The sequence below is a fragment of the Bacteroides gallinarum DSM 18171 = JCM 13658 genome (genome assembly GCF_000374365.1).
GTDB classification, from domain to species: Bacteria; Bacteroidota; Bacteroidia; order Bacteroidales; family Bacteroidaceae; genus Bacteroides; species Bacteroides gallinarum.
This window is the reverse complement of sequence record NZ_KB894126.1, coordinates 26,295-43,363: the sequence shown is the minus strand read 5'-3', so window position 1 is coordinate 43,363 and position 17,069 is coordinate 26,295. Positions and strand designations below refer to the sequence as shown.

16 protein-coding genes are annotated in these 17,069 nt (G+C 56.4%); 15 read left to right on the top strand and 1 reads right to left on the bottom strand.

Translation table 11 applies throughout. The annotated features are described in order from the left end of the window. Positions 1-62 precede the first annotated feature (62 nt). The 14 genes from C233_RS0108395 to C233_RS0108330 all read left to right on the top strand — a co-directional run bounded on the left by C233_RS0108395 (position 63) and on the right by C233_RS0108330 (position 14,822). Complete coding sequence (locus C233_RS0108395; RefSeq protein ID WP_018667154.1) at positions 63-380, top strand: hypothetical protein; 318 nt, start codon at positions 63-65, stop codon at positions 378-380. Positions 381-401: 21 nt separating this feature from the next. Continuing rightward, positions 402-728, top strand: a complete 327-nt coding sequence (locus C233_RS0108390) for a hypothetical protein (RefSeq protein WP_018667153.1) — start codon at positions 402-404, stop codon at positions 726-728. Positions 729-900: 172 nt separating this feature from the next. Beyond that, complete coding sequence (locus C233_RS0108385) at positions 901-1,599, top strand: hypothetical protein (protein WP_018667152.1); 699 nt, start codon at positions 901-903, stop codon at positions 1,597-1,599. Next, on the top strand, positions 1,592-2,524 hold the full coding sequence (locus tag C233_RS0108380) for a hypothetical protein (protein WP_018667151.1): 933 nt from the start codon (positions 1,592-1,594) through the stop codon (positions 2,522-2,524). Before C233_RS0108385 ends, C233_RS0108380 begins: the two co-directional genes overlap by 8 nt. Continuing rightward, on the top strand, positions 2,521-3,414 hold the full coding sequence (locus tag C233_RS0108375) for a hypothetical protein (protein ID WP_018667150.1): 894 nt from the start codon (positions 2,521-2,523) through the stop codon (positions 3,412-3,414). Before C233_RS0108380 ends, C233_RS0108375 begins: the two co-directional genes overlap by 4 nt. Beyond that, positions 3,404-3,970, top strand: coding sequence for a hypothetical protein (locus C233_RS0108370; protein ID WP_018667149.1), 567 nt, complete (start codon positions 3,404-3,406; stop codon positions 3,968-3,970). Before C233_RS0108375 ends, C233_RS0108370 begins: the two co-directional genes overlap by 11 nt. Then, entirely contained in the window at positions 3,967-6,546 is a 2,580-nt protein-coding gene (locus C233_RS0108365) for a hypothetical protein (protein WP_018667148.1), read from the top strand. The genes C233_RS0108370 and C233_RS0108365 overlap by 4 nt, the downstream gene beginning before the upstream one ends. Positions 6,547-6,648: 102 nt before the next feature. Then, positions 6,649-7,137 carry a hypothetical protein gene (locus tag C233_RS0108360; protein WP_025068694.1) on the top strand — a complete coding sequence of 163 codons (489 nt, stop codon included), beginning with the start codon at positions 6,649-6,651 and terminating at the stop codon, positions 7,135-7,137. Between the two features lie 248 nt (positions 7,138-7,385). Further along, positions 7,386-8,681 carry a hypothetical protein gene (locus tag C233_RS0108355; protein ID WP_018667145.1) on the top strand — a complete coding sequence of 432 codons (1,296 nt, stop codon included), beginning with the start codon at positions 7,386-7,388 and terminating at the stop codon, positions 8,679-8,681. 75 nt (positions 8,682-8,756) lie between these two features. After that, the gene (locus C233_RS0108350) at positions 8,757-9,917 is read left to right on the top strand and encodes a metallophosphoesterase family protein (protein ID WP_018667144.1); all 1,161 of its coding nucleotides are present in this window, start codon (positions 8,757-8,759) and stop codon (positions 9,915-9,917) included. Continuing rightward, entirely contained in the window at positions 9,817-12,141 is a 2,325-nt protein-coding gene (locus C233_RS0108345) for an AAA family ATPase (protein WP_018667143.1), read from the top strand. The genes C233_RS0108350 and C233_RS0108345 overlap by 101 nt, the downstream gene beginning before the upstream one ends. A gap of 119 nt (positions 12,142-12,260) precedes the next feature. Then, positions 12,261-12,875 (top strand): RNA polymerase sigma factor, encoded by a 615-nt coding sequence (locus C233_RS0108340; protein ID WP_018667142.1) that lies wholly within the window; start codon positions 12,261-12,263, stop codon positions 12,873-12,875. After that, on the top strand, positions 12,853-13,470 hold the full coding sequence (locus C233_RS0108335) for a hypothetical protein (RefSeq protein WP_018667141.1): 618 nt from the start codon (positions 12,853-12,855) through the stop codon (positions 13,468-13,470). Before C233_RS0108340 ends, C233_RS0108335 begins: the two co-directional genes overlap by 23 nt. After that, positions 13,467-14,822: a DnaB-like helicase C-terminal domain-containing protein gene (locus tag C233_RS0108330; RefSeq protein ID WP_018667140.1), complete on the top strand. Its 1,356-nt coding sequence runs from the start codon at positions 13,467-13,469 to the stop codon at positions 14,820-14,822. Before C233_RS0108335 ends, C233_RS0108330 begins: the two co-directional genes overlap by 4 nt. An 89-nt stretch (positions 14,823-14,911) precedes the next feature. Here the strand turns inward: C233_RS0108330 and C233_RS0108325 are convergent, their stop codons facing one another. Further along, positions 14,912-15,181 carry a hypothetical protein gene (locus tag C233_RS0108325; protein WP_018667139.1) on the bottom strand — a complete coding sequence of 90 codons (270 nt, stop codon included), beginning with the start codon at positions 15,179-15,181 and terminating at the stop codon, positions 14,912-14,914. Positions 15,182-16,028: 847 nt separating this feature from the next. On the opposite strand from C233_RS0108325, the gene C233_RS0108310 reads away from it, so the two are divergent. Next, positions 16,029-17,069 carry a toprim domain-containing protein gene (locus C233_RS0108310; RefSeq protein WP_018667135.1) on the top strand — a complete coding sequence of 347 codons (1,041 nt, stop codon included), beginning with the start codon at positions 16,029-16,031 and terminating at the stop codon, positions 17,067-17,069.

Sequence of the window (17,069 nt, the reverse complement as noted above, 5' to 3'; positions counted from 1 at the left end):
TTTTAAGGAATGCCAACCATTCACGCCTCGACGGCCTATACTTGTAATAAAACGGAAAAAGCATGAAAGTAACCAACACGATCCTGACCAAGATTGCGGAAACCAGCACGGAAAACGCTTTCTACCGCATTGAATACAATATCACGAACGCCGAGCTGGAACGGGTGCAGGCTACGGTCTGTCTTCCGGGAGGTGACAGCACGGAAGCCATTGCCGGGGATATTTACTATGACCGTGGCAGCGTGTCCCTGAGCATGCCGTTCTCCGAGAAAATCGCCCTTTACCTCTCCGACTTCCTCGGGATTGTCAGGGATATCCTCGGCAGCCTGGATCGTGAGATAGCGGAAGCCACGCTCAAACCCGTCCCGGAAGCAGAATAACCAACCAATCAAATAAAGAATATGGAACTCAGTATCAAAGACCGCCTTTACTTGCCGTCGTTCCTTCCCCAGAAGGGTAATTTCAGCCAGTTCAACCTTAAAAAGGAAATCCTGCGCAAGATAGCCGTCCCGGATGGGGAAAGGGAGCGGATCAACCTGCACGAGAACGCGGATACGCAGCGTATCGAATGGGATGTCGAGAAAGAGGAACCGCTCCAGGTCGTTTTTTCCGAAGAGGAAATGAGATACCTGCAGCAGGCATGCGAGAAAATCTCCGACGAGGAACTGCCGGACGACATGTGGGGAACGGTTTCGAAGATTTACGATGCCCTGAACGAGGAGATGTAGGTCTGACAATGAGGAATGCCCATCGGTTTGATAACCGGGCATTCCTTTTTTATCAATACGGGTTACCAACGGACAAATCACGCGGAAAGTCCCTGCCTGGTTTGTCCGTTGTCCTTACCATAAACCCGGACAGGAAAATCCGGCTACTCTTATAACGGATACTGCAAACTATATGGGAAGACAAGATATACTGATGGATGCCCGCTACGGGGAAATGGAGACGACGGACAACCTCGCCTCCAAGCCGTTCTATGCCTTCCGTTTCCTCGGGGACATGGAAGGGATGGACAATGACCGTTTCCTATACGCGGAGATTTCCGTACCGGAAGGGTTCGGGCAGAAACTCGACGGGAACGCCGGCATCCACGTATCCATTCCCTATACTCCCGTGTACAAGTCCCTGTCCGTCCGTTTCCTCATGGACACGGGCAACGGGAACAAGGAGTATACAGTCAACCGCAAGGACAACGGGATATGGTTTCCGGTGCGTGCCGGGAAGGACTCGGGGAGAGCGGATATCCGCCTGTCCGAATTCCTTGCACTCAACGTGAAGGGCAACTTCCGCCTCGTGCCGGAAGACGGGATACTGTCGGTTTACAGCGCCGACGAAACGGACCTTAGAATAGGCGTATCCAAAAGCCAGAACGAGGTGTTTCTCCTGAAAGCCGCACCGGGCAACCTTTACCAGCATCCCACCACCGGCGTGGGGCTGATCGACTTTCTCCATTCCAACCTGGAGAACAACGGCCTTGCCGCCCGTCTCCAGTCGGAATTCTTGGCGGACGGTATGATCGTGAAGAACGCCTACATGGATTCATCGACGGGGGAACTGCTTTTGGAGGTAGAAGAAAAGGAGGCCACGAATGGGTAGATACAAAGTCATAGCCGGGCAGAACATATACGACGTGGCCCTGCACCTGTACGGGTCGGTGGAAGGAATCGTCGATTTGCTGATGAACAATACCTCGCTTTCCATAGATGACGACCTGCAACCCGGAGACGAGCTTGCCTACACGGACGGTTTCGTCATCAATGCCGATGTCTTGGCCTACAACACCCGGCATAACATCGTACCGGCAGGCGGGGAAAGGAATGTATATCCCAAATATTTCTCGTTCCCCCTTGCCGCCCGTTTCCAGCTCCCCGGGAAGGCAGCGTCCGCGGCGTTCAGCGTCTCGGGTACCGGTACGCTGGAGGTGGACTGGGGAGACAACTCGCCGGTGGAGACGATTCTCCTGACAGGGACAGGAAAAAGATACAGCCACCTCTTCGACAACGACATCAGGGGGGTACGGGGAATACGCTGGTTTTCCGATGCCTCTTTCCGGATAGCGGACTGGAGCGGCCTGAAACCGGAACGGGTTTTCCTGTACAGGCCTCTGCCTGTCGAGGAACTGACATTGCGGGGGTGCATGTCCGGCATAGAGGCATTCCCCCTGCTGGAAGGCGTATACCGTATCGACCTGCAAGGCTCTGCCGTGGGCAGCCTTGTACCGCTCGCATCGCTGCCCGCACTGATGCTGCTGGACTTGTCCGGGGCATCCGTCAAGCCGGAACAGGAAGACCTCTACCTGAAACTCCTCGTGGAGAAATACGGGAGCCGGCGCAGCTGCGAGGTCCGCCTGCCCGTCATGCCCACGGGGGAATACCGTGAACCGGAGCGGGACGGGAATGGGAGATACCGGATTGTCTGCGGCATGGAGGCTGTCTGGGTTATCCTGCATGAGCCCGCCTGGAACGAAGGCGGGGCGTGGAAATTCATCATCGAAGATAAAACCTATACCGTAGAGGAATGAGCCGTACAATCAAGGACATATACAATGAAGCGGTCGCGGAACGGAACAGGCGCATGGAGCTCCGGGAGTTCGCCAGCGACTCCAAACTGAGCGTGATGAACGGCATCCTGTGGGTCGTCGCAGCTGCCATACACAGCTTCGAGACCCTGCTGGACGTGTTTGCCGTGGATGTATCCGCCGCGATCAACAACCGTATCAACGGCACGCCGGACTATTACGCCAACGCCCTGCTCCAGTACCAGAAAGGCGATGAGCTCATCGTCCGGGAAGACGGGCTGGCTTTCGGGTACGCCGCCGTGGACGAGGCCAAGCGTATCATCACGCAGGTCTCCTACACGGAGAGCACCGATGAGGTGAACCTGGACAGCAAGCTCGTCCTCAAGGTGGCGACCGGTACGAAAGGAAACCTCTCGGCCATTTCCCGGGAAGACCTCATACCCATCAACGCCTACATAAACAAGATGAAATTCGCCGGGACAAGGCTCGAGGTCATCTCCGCCAAGGGGGATGTGCTTATCCCGCGCCTGACCGTCTATTACGACGGGGCTGTTCCCGAGACCGCCATGTACGACGCCATCGAGGAACGGCTGAACAACTATATGATGGACATCGATTTCGACGCGGCGGTCTATGTCACCCGGATCATGGATGCCCTGCGGGGAGCGGAGCACGTGACGGATGTTTATATCGACGAGGACGCCGTGCCCGGACAGGGCATTTTCCTGGCATGCTATGACGGGGACGGCAGGCTGCAGCCGGAAAAACGCATCGGGCGCATGGCCTATACCGTCTCGGGTTACCTGAAGGAGTCTTCCGGGGAGGGCGAGGAAGCCGGCCTGCCCGGTTTCAGGGAAGCGATTATCCTAAAAGTGGAAAACCATGAGGTATAGGCTCTCCATCGACAAGGCCGTCAACCGGCTGGTGCCGCATTACCTGTCGGGACGCGGGTTCATCCTGTTCATCCAGAGCTGCCTCTACCCGTTGCAGTCCCTGAATGACAAGTTCCGCCTCTTTGCCCGGGAGAAACACATAGAAGCCCGCATGACCTCGCAGGTAATCTATTTCGAGTGGTATCTGAACTACAGGTTCGGACAGTACCTGCGGGACAGCCGGGACCGCATCTTCATCAAGGACAGCCAGAGCCTCGGCGTGGACCTGTATCACGAAGGAGCCGAGAACGCCCGCCCGTGTACCGTATGGTACAACGGCGAGGAAATCACCGCCACCCGCCAGGAGGAGCAGCCGCGGCCGTTCTACCATCTCTCCGAGGAGAAGATGGTGAACAAGGTCAGCTTCATGGTCTGTGTCCCGCCCGTGCGTATCGACGTGCGGGAGTTCGTCTATATGCTCTCCTACGTGGTCAATACCTACAAGATCGCGGGTAAGACTTACCTTATCCGTGTCGACAGCGAAGAATACATACCCAATACCAACACGAAGCAATGAAAGAATACATCGCCGAGACAGGCGGACGCTACACGTACAGCGACGACATACTGAACCTTCAGGAGCTGGCCCTCAGCCTGTCATCCGTTTTCGAAGGCTGCACGGACTTCATCATCTCCGGCTGCGAACCGGACGGGCCGCGCATCTCCCCCGGCTATGTATGGCTGGGTGGAAAGGTCCGGTATTTCGAGGGATGTGCGGATGCCGTGTATCCTTACTACATCTACGAGGTCAACCGGCACGAGTCGGTGGTCTACGCGGGGGACGTGGACAAGCTCGGCCGCACCTGCTACCTTTGTGCCGGAGGGGCGGAAGTCCCGTCCACCGAAGACGGCGTGACGGGACAACTTCCCCGTTTCATCGAGATGACAGCCGGCTATGCCCCGCGTTTCATCGACAAGTTCATGGGACGCTATGCCGTGCTGCTCGACACGCCGTTCACCCGCCAGACGATAAAGAAGGACCTGGTGCTGACCGGTTCGTTTTCAGGGGAAAAGGAAATATCGTCCCGGACGGCGGTATCGGTCACGGGTGCGGATGGCTACCAGCTCAAGGGAATCATACGGACGGACGGGAACGCCTCGGTGGGCGCCTACCTGAACGGGCTGCTCGTCAACGAGATTGTCTTCCATACCGACGGTTCCGTCAGCTTCATGAAGCAGGGAAAGGAGATGGCGAGGATGACCGAACAGGGGCTGTCCTGCGACACGGTCTCCGGAAAGAGCGTCCGTGCCGGGTCCGTCATCCTGCATGGAAACCACCTGTACAACGCGGACGATGCCAGCGATGAGGGCTCCGTAACGGTCAACCGCTACGGGCTGGACGGCGGCGGGAGCAGGTTCCGCGACTTTGCCGTGTATGACGGCAAGCAGGGAACGCTGCCCCTGCTCCATGTCATCGGAAAGGAGAATCTCGTCCGCATCAATGCCGCCTTTTCCGTCCGCAACGCGGGCGCGGGCATGGACCTGTGGAACACGGCCTACACGAAAGACAACCCGAAGCTGGTGGGCCTGCTCTCCTGGAAGGACAGCAACGGGGCCGTGCTGGCACATGCCGGTTTCGATACGGCCGACGGCTTCCGCTTTGCCCTGAAAAACCTTCTCGGCGACATCGTGCTTGTCCCGAAAGGGGCGGTGGATATCCAGGGAACCTTGAAAATAAACGGGAAACCGTCGGGCGAAATCTATGTCTCCATAGACGATTTCAATGCCGCCATGAAAAAGAAGGTGGATGCCACTGACGGCAAGGGGCTTTCCACCGAGGACTTCACCACGGAGCTCAAGCGTAAGCTGGAGGCCATATCGACGGGCAGCCTGGAAGACGGGGGAGACGGCTATGTGACCGCCTCGGTCATGCGTACCGCCCTCGGCATGAAACTCTCCGCCAATGAAAACCTACGGGACATCATGGACAAGGGTGCTGCACGGGACAACCTGGACGTGTATTCCAGGGAGGAAGCCGGCGGGGTCTTTCTGAAAATATCCTCCGGGCTGGGCGAGCTGGTGGAACTGACGGCGGAAGAAATCGAGGGGCTTCCCGTGGAGGAGATAACCGCCCTCAAGGAAAGAAAGGAAGCGGCTGTACGCGCCACGATAAAGGCCGAGAAAGCCGGTACCGGAGAGCTGAAACTGGCGAAAGTCTCCAACCTTTCCGACGTGTCCGACAAGGCCAAAGCCCGCCAGAACATCAGCGTGTATTCCATCGCCGAGGTGGACAGGCTGCTGGAGGGCAAGCTGGGGACGGATTCCGCCTACACGGGCATCGTATTTACCCCGGAAATGAGGGACAAGCTGCTGGCCATCAAGGACGGCAGCTTCGCCTATACCGACGCCTCCGGCTCCCATGCCCAGGTGGAGGGATACCTGAAGACCTCCCAGGTGGAAAAGGAACTGAAAAAGAAGGCCGAAAGGCTGATGGAGGGATACGGTACTTCGGAAAAGAGCACCATTGCCACCAACCTCGGGCTGTACACCAGAAGCGAGTCGGACGGACGTTTTGCCACGCTGGAAAGCCTGTTCCAGGACTACATCTCCTACCTGGCCAGGCAAGGGAAAACGACGGAAGAGGCACAGAAAATCCTTCGTGACAAGCTGGACCTGCTCTCCAAGGAAGAAATCGTGAAGGACTACCTGCGCAAGGACGGCAAGCTCTCCGACCTCGTCCTTGCGACAACGGAATCCAAAAGGCAGGCATGCCGCACGCTCGGCGCCGCCTTTGCCGATGACTACCAGCCACTGATGCAGGACACGGGATGGCTCCAGATGGCGAACAGCGGCCTCGGCACGGACACGAGCGGTTTCTTCGTGCGCCAGATAGGGAATATCGTATCCATACAGGGGTACGTCAACACGGCAAAAAGGGACGGGAGCAACGAGGGAGGTGTCGTGGCCATGATACCGAACAAGATCCAGCCCCCGAAATACAGCGTGCGCTGCACGGCGGCCAACTGGAACAGCAACCACAAGTACAACCGGGGGACCACCTTCGTCATCTACGGCGGTTCCCGGCACGTACAGCTCTTCGAGCAGGGCATGTACAATGTAAATGTAGAACTCAATTTCACTTATTTCGTATGAAACGGAAACTCAACGTCAGCGGCGACATAGAAAGCCGCAGGAGGATCGCGGCAAGGGGCATTCCCGTCCCCGCCGCACCGGTACAACAGGCGGAACACGGACATGGAACGGAAGAGAAAGGAACGGAAGAGGCAGACCAGGACGGTATCCCGTCCGGCTCCGCGAAAACGCGAAGAAGGAAGGCCAAGGGGGACGCTGAAACGGTTTCCCTTTGAACAGACCCGGCTGGGGTTCATGCTCAGGTATGAGATGCCGGTGGTTTATTTCCTGCTCCACAGGCTCTGCCCCGCGCAGCCGTTCGAGCCGGACTGGCGCGTGGTGGAGGCCGTGGCAAGGTCGGCAGCGGATACATCCTGCGACAAGCCCAAGTTCCGGCGTTACCTCGAGGAGTATGCACGCGACGGGGTCTATTGCCGTCGCGGGAAACTGCTCACGCCCGAAAGGAAAGCCTACTACGAGCATATCCGCAGCGTAAAAATGGAGGAATACATCAGGCGGAACAGGAAACGGCTGCAAATGTCCGGGACAAGCGGGGAGTCTCCCGAGAAAAGGCTGAACGAACTAAAAAGCATACTTAAAAATATCATATAATAAATTGGCAAACAGCGTATTGAGAAAAATCTAAACGAATATATGGTCTTGTGCCCCCGATTCCCTATTTTTGCGGGTAGTCGCTTCAAGACCTTTTCCAGATTGTCAAATGAGTACCCTTTCCAGGGTACGGTCAGCGAGACACGTCTTGCAATATTCCTGTCAGTTGAAGCAAGCGGAGAAACCGAACCCGTTTGCCATGTCTTCCAGTTTCTTCGGGCATCTTTAACCCATAAAGCATTTCAGTTATGCAAGAAGAAAACACGGGGAACATGTCGGTCGAAGACCTGTTCCTTGCCAGTCAGGAATCCTACGCAGAAGCCCAGCAGCGGGCTATCGAGGAAAACAAATCATTCGCCAAAACGGAATTCTTCCGCATGGACAAGCTGGGCACCTACCGGCTGCGCGTCCTTCCGCTTGCCCCGAACGCGGATGGCACGGCGGCACGTCCCGGGTATGAGTTCCCCATCCACCAGCTCCTGCTGGAACTGGAGAAACCCGCCTCAGGCGGCAACAAGCCCGCCAAGATGTACGTGACTGTCCCACGGGCCACGGACGCGGGCTACAGCCTGGACATCATCGACACCTACCGGAAGCTGGCGGTAGCCTGCGCCAGGGATGCGGGCGACGACAAGCTGGCGGAGAAAATCGACGGGGGCTCTTTCGGCGGCGGGCTGCGTTTCAGCTACGGGCACGCCATGTATGTCATCGACATGAACGAAAAGGCCAAGGGTATCCAGCTGCTGACCCTTTCCCACGCCCAGTTCAAGGACCTGGACGAAAAGAAATTCAAGCTGTGGCAGAAGAAACTGCAGAAAAATCCGGACTATCCGTGCCCCGTCTCCTCCATTAACAATGCCTACCCGGTGGAAATCGAGAAGCGGAAGAACGGGGCCAAGACGGAGTACGTGATCAGTATCGACAACGAGTCCGATGTGGAGGTGCTCGGAAAAGAGGAGCTGACCGCGCTCATGGCGGCAGCCCGTATTCCGGAAATCGTCTGCCGTTATTCCAGGTACCATCTCGGGGCTACCGTGGAGTTCCTCAAGCAGTGCGACGGCCTGTACGGGCTGAACATCATGGACACGGACGAGATGCAGGAGGCCATCGACCTGCTGAACGGGGAACTGCCCAAGGAGGATACTTCCGAGTTCTCCTTCGACCGCCGTACGAAAGACAGCCGGGAGAACGGGAACAGGACGGGAGGCATCTCCCTGGACGACCTTTTCGACCGTTACGAGGAGCTGCAGGAACAGGGCATCGGGGACAAAACCGAGGAGGGTCAGGAACTGCGCGGCCTGATACGCACCTACATCGAGCAGGAAAAGCTGCCGGTACGGGTAACCCGTTCCACTTCCAACAAGGACCTGCTCGACCTGATAGAAGAAGCGTTGGGGAATGCCCCGGATACGGCCGGCGGCGAGGAATACGGGGAAGAGGAGAACCGTACCCGGGATACCGGACAAGAGGATACGGGCGGCCCGGAGAACGCCCCGGAGGATATGCCGGAAGAACGTCCGGAACGTCAGCGACGCAGGAGATAAAACCTTTCATGAGAACAGAAAACAGTATGAACGGCGGGAGGCCGCAAGGTTTCCCGCCCTTTTACACAATCGCTTATGAAAGGAAATAATCCCTGCCTGCTGCTATTGAACGACATCCATGTCTCAAAGGACAATATCCCCGCATTCCGCGCCAACTGGCAGGAGGCGCTTGACATCTGCAGGGAACACGGGGTGAAGGAAATCGCCGTCGGCGGAGACCTTTTCTTTTCCCGTGCCGCACAGACACTGGACGTGCTGCTTGCCGTACATGACATCCTGCTCGATGCCGCCGCCCAGGGGGTGCATGTCACCCTGGCGGAAGGCAACCATGACAAGGTAAACCAGGAATCCGTACGGGGCTATTGCCACGTGTTCGACCGCTTCCCCGGCGTGTCCGTGGTGGACGAGTATTCCAGGATAGAAAATCCCGGATGGTCTTTTGTCATGCACCTGATGGGATATTTTCCGGAAGACGGCTCCTTCACGGAAAAACTCGCCCGGCTGAAAAAGGAGGCCCTCGATCAGGAACGGCTGAACTTTCTCTATGTACACGAAGGCATCAACGGGGCGCTTGCCCAGCCTTCGGAAAAGGAACTGCCTGTAAAGATATTCGGGGAGTTCGACCGGGTCTTTGTCGGCCATTACCATAACCGGACGGTCATCCCCCGCACACGTATCGAATACATAGGTTCTTCACGCCAGCATAATTTCGGGGAGGACGAGGAGAAAGGCTACACGCTTCTCCACGCGGACGGCTCGCATGAATTCATCAAGAACAGGGTGAATGTCCGCTACCGGGTACTGGATGTGCCCGTGGAGTGTGCCGGGCTGCATCTGGCGGACGAGCTGAGGGAAATGGAGGCGGACGGCAGGTACAAGGTCAAGGTACGTGTACATGCCCCGGCTGCCGCGATGAAGACCGTGGACAAGAACGCCCTGCTGGAAGCGGGTGCCGCCAAGGTGGAGCTGGTGGCGGACGACGAGCAGGCGGTGGAAGCGGCCTCTTCTTCCCTCTTTGAGAAGTTCGACAGCCACCGTATCAGGGAGGCTTACGAGACATTCTGCCGGGAGAAGCGGATCGAGGACGTGGAGACCGGACTGGAATATTTATCTAAAATCAAATCGAGGACAGACCATGTGGAAACTGAAACTTATAGAAGCGGAAAACCTGTGCGCTTTCCGCTCGCTGGCATACACGCCGCACCAGGGGGTGACCACCCTGATTTTCGGGGATAATCGGGACAACGATTCCCAGCAGTCGAACGGGGCCGGGAAATCCGCCCTGCTGGAATGCATTGCCGTGGGCATCACGGGCAGCCCGCTAAGGAAAATCCGCTCGGAGGAAATTATCAACGACACGGCGGAGGAATGCCGCATCAGGCTGCATTTCGTCAATGATGCCGATGAGGAGGAGATGGAAATACGGCGCCGTATCCCGAGAAAGGGGGCATCGTCCGTCGCCTGTATCCTGTACCGTGGAGGAAAGGAAGTAACGACGGATGAAGCCGTACAGCCCTCTGTCGATGCGTACAACAGGTATATCCTGGAAAAACTCGGCATCACGAGGGACGAGCTACTGAACAATTTCATCCTCTCCAAATACCGCTACGAGGATTTCCTTTCCTCCTCGGACAAGGAGAAGAAGGAAATCATCAACCGTTTCTCCAACGGTATCCTGGTGGATGAAGCCATTGCCCGCGTGGAAGCGGACATGGAGCCGTTGTCCGGGGAACAGCGGGAGGCGGCATTGGAACTGGCCGGAATGGACGGACGGGTGGAGATGCTGCTGGAGCAGATCCGCAAGGAGGAAGAGGCAGGAGCCGAACGCGGGCGTACCCGCGAGAACCGCATCCGGGAGCTGGAAGCGTCCATCGCGTCAAAACGTGCCCTGATGCGTGACAGGACCGGGACTGTTGCCGCCTGTGAACGGCAGGCCGAGGAGATACGCCGGGCGGATGAAGCCTTGCAGGAACTGGAGGGCGGCGACGCCCCGCTGGAAGAGTGCCTGAAAGGCATCGGAAAATTCATGCCGCTCTTCCCGGGGGCCGGACAGACGGACTGGAACGGGGCGGTAGCCGCCAAAAAGGAAAGCCTTCGGGCGGCCGAGGCACGGCTGGATGAGCATGACCGCGTCTTGTGCTCTCTCGAAAAGGAACTCGAAGGAAAGCGGAAAGCCTGGGAACTGTTCAAAGCCGGGTTCGCCGCGTTCCATGAGGACTACCGGGAGAAATCCGCGGCAACCGCCGGGGCTTTGCAGGAAATGGATAACCGGTTGCGGGACCTTGCCTCGCGCATAGAGGAACTGCGGCACAAAAGACGCGTCGTTTCCGCCGGTATCGACGAGTTGTCCAACAAGCTGGCCGGGTCTATCAAATGCCCTTCCTGCGGGCATGAGTTTTTGGTGGCGCATCCCGGGTTCGACATCGCGGAAGGGATGAAGGAGCTCGGGCTGCGGCAGCGGCAGCTGGGGGAAATCAATGCCGGTATCGACACCCGTCAGAAGGAGAACGAGGAGATGGAACGCCGGCAGGCGCGACTGAACAATGACCGCAGAATGTTGGACGGTGAGCGGGACCGCATGGAACGGCAACTGGCGGAACACGAGCGGGATGTACGCAACACCTCTCTGCGGGTGGAGAATGCCGGGCATGATCGGGGACGCATCGCGGCCGGAATCGCCACCCTCCGGAACGACATCGAGGGCATACGCCGCAAGGTGTTCGACGAGGTGTTCGGGTTTGTGGATGACCGCCATGCCGCCATAGACAGGGAGATACGCGCGGCAAAAGAAGATATACGCGCCGCGGAATGTGCCATAGAAACCTTGCAGGCGACAATCAGGGAAGTGAACGAATCATCGGGAAACGACATGGTCATTTCCTTGAAGGCGGCACTCAGGGAGACACGTGTGAAAGCGAACGCGGCAGCGGAACGCAAGCTCGGCATAGATGCCCGTATCCGGGCGTTGGAAATACAGAAGGAGCGTTTCGTGCAGTTCAAGACCTACCTGGCCAACACGAAGATAGAAGCGCTGGGACGGGTTACCAACGAGTTCCTGGCGGGCATAGGCAGTGATATCCGTATCCGTTTCGACGGGTATACCGTCCTCAAAAGTGGGAAGGTACGGGAGAAGATCTCCATTTCGCTCCTGCGGGACGGCATGGACTGCGGCTCTTTCGGGAAGTTCTCTGCCGGAGAGGCGGCCCGTGTGAACCTGGCCACCATCCTGGCCATGCAGAAACTCGTGAACGCCAATTGCGAGGAGGGCAAGGGACTCGACCTGCTGGTGCTGGACGAGATTCTGGAAGCCGTGGACGAGGCGGGACTGGCCTCGATGTTCGAAGCCCTGAATGCCCTTGGCGGTACCGTGATGGTCGTCTCCCACGGCAACGTGGCGGAGGGCTATCCGCACAGGCTGGTCGTGACGAAGGAGAACGGAGAGTCGAGGATAGAGAGCTGAGGGACAGGCTGAAAAACGCTGCCGTACATGATGAAACCGTAAGATTGTAAAATGATGCTCACCGTAGCTGACAGATTAGGACACCAGATTCAGTATCAATCTTTTCAGTCAGTGAAAGTGTGGAAAAGAAAAACATCTTAGGGGCGGACTCCTCATCGGAGGAGTCCGTAAGGCGGAGGGCGGCACTCCTGGAAAAACATGTGATGCCGCACAGGAACCTGATATACAGTATCTGTATCAAGTACACCTATAACCGGGAGGACATCGAGGACAACTATATAGAGGCTCTCGCGAACTTTTTCAAGTACATGGACAGCTACAACCCGGAGCGTCCCGTGAAGACATGGATATATGCCGTGACGAAACGGCTCATAGCCGACCTGAACAACCGGAACAGGAACCGCCTGCCGGCAGACGAGAACGTGGACATACGGGAGGTGTCCTCCTCGCTGCTCGACGAGACGGAACCTTCGGGAAACAGGATGGGGATGGACAATTACCGGGAGTTCTACAACGACGCTATCCTGTGGGCGCTCGACCGTCTGAAACCTATCTACCGCGAAGCCTTCCTGCTCCAGCAGGCCGGCTACAAGATCGGGGAAATCATGGAAATCACGTACCGTAACGGCACGCTCCGGACACTGAACATCGAGACGGTCAAGAGCCGCCTGTTCCTGGCCAAGGCGCAGCTGCGTAAACTTCTGACAGAGGATGGAGAGAAAAGAGTGGATTGACGGTTGCCGCAGGCTCTTTGCCCGGCTTGTCCGCGCTGCCGTGTGGGCGGATTTCACTTTTCCCGCCGGGGGACGGGGCGGGAGGCAGTTGGGGACATGCTTCGACCTCCTGTGCCGGGAGGTCGTGTCCGTCAGCGGGGAACGCCTGGCGGATTTCTGTATCTGCCAGGCATATACCCTGTCCGGATACGGGACGTCTTACCGCCGGCGGTGGAATGTCTCGCATTCCTTCGGGGAAAAGGCTGTCCGCCGTTATCTGTGTTCCGGAAAGGGACGCAGGTACCATGAAGACCGCTGGCTTGAAAGCCACGGGCTTTCAAGGCCCGCCCTGGCGGGCATGGTCATCGACCGGAGCCGTCATCCGCTCGACCGTTTCATCTATCCCGAATACGAGGAAAGGACCAAGCGCCGCCTGCTCTCCACCGAGGCAGGCTATGTCGTTTGTGCCCTTTCCACGTTGCTCTGGACACCCTTTTCTCCCTCATGCGGCAAGTGCCGGAGGTCCGGAGAATGCCGCCGGCGGACGGAGGCCATCTACCCGGAACTGTTCCGCCTGCGGTGTGAAGCCTGGCTGAAAAAGGAGGCACGGCCATGAGCACGACCAACCCGCTTAGCGCCGAGTTCCTGTACGAGCTCTACGCCACGGCACTCAGGCAGGAGCCTCTGTGTGCCGTCCTCTCCCGCCACATGCGCAAGGAGTACCTTCCGGACCGTTCCTTCCAGCGGGTACAGGAGGCTATCGCCGTCCATTTCCGCACCTACAAGTCCCCTCCGTCATACGCTGTCCTTACACAGACTTTCCAGGAGGATTACGATGCCATCGAGCTGATCGACACGTTCAGGGAATACGACGAGGGGCAGAGCGCCGAAGTGATGACCGACATGCTGGAATCCTACATCAAGAGAGTCCGGCTGCAGGCGGTCTATGCCGAGGTCGGCAGGCTGTATAACGAGAACCGGCAGGACAAGGCGGAAAAGACGCTCAGGGAGTATGCCGAATGGCTGTCGGGATTCACGCTGAAAAGCTCGTCTTTCATCGATGTGGCAGAGACCTTCACGGAGCGCTTCGAACGGAACAGGCGCAGGGAGGAGGAAGAGGAACGCTCCGCCTCGCCCCGAGTGTCCCGTTTCTATATCCCGTACCTGGATGCACTCAATGCGGGAAGGAACCTGCGGGGACAGCTGACCTGCTTCCTGGCCTCCACGGGAGTGGGAAAATCCCATATCGCCAAATGGATAGGGGTACGTGCGAACATCGATGACGGGCTGCATGTGCTGCATTTCCAGTTGGAGGGTTCGGAGGACGAGGCGCTGAACGCCTATTCGGGAGGGCTGATTTCCCGGAACGCCTACTATTTCGAGAGAGGAAAGATTTCGGACACGGAAATGCGGCACCTTGAAAAGCTGGTCGCCTCCTACGCGGGAAGCATCACCGTGCGTAGCTATCCGCGTTTCAACGCGCAGGTGTCCACCCTCGACATCAAGAACGGGATTTCGGAATACCGCAAGCTCAAAGGGCATAACCCGGACATCGTGATCGTGGATTCGATGGACCTGCTGACGGATGCCAACCGCCGTTCATGGGGAGCGGACCATGAACGGGCGAAACGTATTGCCGTGGCCAATGACCTGAAAGACCTCGCCGCTGACGAGAAAGTATGGATCGTGGTTACATACCAGTCCACCATCGAGGACAGGGAGTGGCTCAATGACGAGAGGAACGTGCTGACCGAGTACAACTGTTCGGAGGCGAAAGGGCTGGCACGGCCGTGTACCCACCTGATTTCGCTCAACCAGTCATCGGCGGAACGGAAAGAGAACGTGATGCGGCTGCACGTGGCCAAGAGCCGTTTCTTCAAGAAGGGGGACACCATCAAGATTGCCACGGACTATGACAACGAGGTCTTCTACGACGGGAAGCGGTCATTGGGACTGAACAGGGAATGACCGGCAAATTTTTGCGGGTAAATCTTCCTTTTTTGCGGGATATGACAAATTTTTGCGACTAATCTCGTCGAAATGACAAATTTCTGCGATTATAATTTATTAATAGTCCTGTCTATGATTTCCAGTTTTGCCTGCGAAGGCTCATCATAGGCATTGCAGGCTGCAAGGTATTCCATCAGTTCCTTGAAATCGGTTCCGTACAGGTTGTCACTGAAATGTTGTAATTTGGTCATTACAATATATGCAGACGGGTCTTTCTGACGGGTCAACTTGCGCAATGACAGTATGTAGTCTTCCCTGAAAACAGTGGGGACGATAATTCTTGTCTGGTCTGCTTTCACAAGTTCCGCATTCATCATTATTCTTGAGAGCCGTCCGTTCCTCAAATAAAAAGGATGGGCTTCACTGACCATGAACATTATGTATATGATTTATAAAAAACGACCCGCCGATTTGAGCATTGTTAAGAGGCTTGGCAGGTTCTAATGTTGCAAAGGTAGTAAAAGATTCTAAGTACCAAAATATTCTGTGTCTTTATTCTTTACAGTTACTTTGCTATTATTCGCATTATTTTCATAGGTAGGTATCGGTTTAGACCAGATTATTTGAATAAGAGGTTGTATCGCTACAACCTTTTCGTTATTTTCTGAAAAAGAGGAAATGGGCATCAGCGTGACTGCTATACAGAAACTTATCGGTTCAGCTGATTTCCAAGAGGTATGTAGAGCGCGGAGAGAAGAATGGAAGCTGGAGGGTGTTCGTGACACAATAAAGAAGAAGGCATATTGAAAACGGATGCTTTCAGCATTCCTGCACAAATGTTTCTAAAATACACAAAGGCTGCCTGCTTGTAAATACAGGAACCTTTGTATCATCCTGTCCGCAGTTTCACCAGTAACCACGCCGCAAATTCCGATATCTTCATTTGCAGGAGGCGGTCATCGGGTCTGAACAGGGATGAAAAGATACCGGACCGGCACGTTCTTTACCGTGCGCCCCTTGTATTCCGTAACCTCGTCCGTATCCCAAGTAATCAGCTTGTACTGCATAAAAACACGACCTTTTATTCACTACGACAATTAAATTGAATAAAAAGCCCGTTTTTCCGGCTCTCCTTTGCCAGTCCCGTACCGGTCTTCCGTGGAGTCCCTCATTTTTTCGGACCTTTCTCAAACCTTGCTGCAGGAACCGGCACTATACCTTAGTATGGAACTGTCATTACAGGAACACAGGTATCTGGTTTCGGAGATAGCCCGGGAAACGGGAGCGAAACAGGACGGCGGGGGCAAAAACCTGATTGTGCCCCGCTGCCCGTTCTGCGGCAAGACGGGAGGCAAGTTCGGTATCTACATCGGAAAGGGAACCTCCCGCCGCACTCCTTTCATGTCACACTGCTTTTCCTGCGGGGCTTCCACCCGCACGCTCGAACAGCTGCTGGAAGCCATCGGCCGGATGGACCTGATGGTCACACGGACCGCAGATATCTCCGCCCCTTTGGAGCTGCATCTGACTGGACAGCAGGAAGCGGAGGAACTGGACGACTCCCTGACCGCCGTTTCCCTGCCGGATTTCTATAAGCGGATTTTCCTGCACCCGTACCTGCAAAAAAGAGGTTTCTGCTTCGATGACTACGAGTATTTTCCTGTCGGGACGACCGGCAAGCTCAATCCACGCTATGCCGACTATGTACTGTTTCCTGTCATGGATGAAGGAGAAACCGTCGGTTATGTCGCTCGCCATACGTGGCCAAAGGAAGATATCGACGCCTATAACCGGAAAGCCAGGCACAACGGGGAGTACAAGATTCTCCGGTACAGGAACTCGACCGGCAACGACTTTTCCAAACTGCTTTATAACTACGATGCCATCCACATGGGAGAAACCGGCACGGTTATCCTTACAGAAGGCATTTTCGATACCATCGCCCTGACCCGCAAGCTGGAACTCTACGACAACCCGCATGTGGCGGCCATAGCCACTTTCGGAAAGAAGATTTCGGACGTCCAGATATACAAGCTGCAGTGCAAAGGCGTCGGGACGGTGGTCGTCGGTTACGACGGGGATGCCGTGACAGCCGTCAAACAGACAGCGGAACGGCTGAAACCCTATTTTGACGTGCTTGTCGCGGACATGGCGGACGCGCGCAGGGACTGGGATGAACTGACAGGGGAAGAAATTCAGGAAATTTTCTCCCGCAGGCTCCAGACCGTCCTCGAATACAAACTCAACAAGGTACAGGAAAAATGA

Excerpts from the sequence above, each read along its gene's own strand:
- C233_RS0108395 (WP_018667154.1), top strand. The coding sequence starts at position 63 with ATGAAAGTAACCAACACGATCCTGACCAAGATTGCGGAAACCAGCACG.
- C233_RS0108390 (WP_018667153.1), top strand. The coding sequence starts at position 402 with ATGGAACTCAGTATCAAAGACCGCCTTTACTTGCCGTCGTTCCTTCCC.
- C233_RS0108385 (WP_018667152.1), top strand. The coding sequence starts at position 901 with ATGGGAAGACAAGATATACTGATGGATGCCCGCTACGGGGAAATGGAG.
- C233_RS0108380 (WP_018667151.1), top strand. The coding sequence starts at position 1,592 with ATGGGTAGATACAAAGTCATAGCCGGGCAGAACATATACGACGTGGCC.
- C233_RS0108375 (WP_018667150.1), top strand. The coding sequence starts at position 2,521 with ATGAGCCGTACAATCAAGGACATATACAATGAAGCGGTCGCGGAACGG.
- C233_RS0108370 (WP_018667149.1), top strand. The coding sequence starts at position 3,404 with ATGAGGTATAGGCTCTCCATCGACAAGGCCGTCAACCGGCTGGTGCCG.
- C233_RS0108365 (WP_018667148.1), top strand. The coding sequence starts at position 3,967 with ATGAAAGAATACATCGCCGAGACAGGCGGACGCTACACGTACAGCGAC.
- C233_RS0108360 (WP_025068694.1), top strand. The coding sequence starts at position 6,649 with ATGGAACGGAAGAGAAAGGAACGGAAGAGGCAGACCAGGACGGTATCC.
- C233_RS0108355 (WP_018667145.1), top strand. The coding sequence starts at position 7,386 with ATGCAAGAAGAAAACACGGGGAACATGTCGGTCGAAGACCTGTTCCTT.
- C233_RS0108350 (WP_018667144.1), top strand. The coding sequence starts at position 8,757 with ATGAAAGGAAATAATCCCTGCCTGCTGCTATTGAACGACATCCATGTC.
- C233_RS0108345 (WP_018667143.1), top strand. The coding sequence starts at position 9,817 with ATGTGGAAACTGAAACTTATAGAAGCGGAAAACCTGTGCGCTTTCCGC.
- C233_RS0108335 (WP_018667141.1), top strand. The coding sequence starts at position 12,853 with ATGGAGAGAAAAGAGTGGATTGACGGTTGCCGCAGGCTCTTTGCCCGG.
- C233_RS0108330 (WP_018667140.1), top strand. The coding sequence starts at position 13,467 with ATGAGCACGACCAACCCGCTTAGCGCCGAGTTCCTGTACGAGCTCTAC.
- C233_RS0108325 (WP_018667139.1), bottom strand. The coding sequence starts at position 15,181 with ATGATGAATGCGGAACTTGTGAAAGCAGACCAGACAAGAATTATCGTC.
- C233_RS0108310 (WP_018667135.1), top strand. The coding sequence starts at position 16,029 with ATGGAACTGTCATTACAGGAACACAGGTATCTGGTTTCGGAGATAGCC.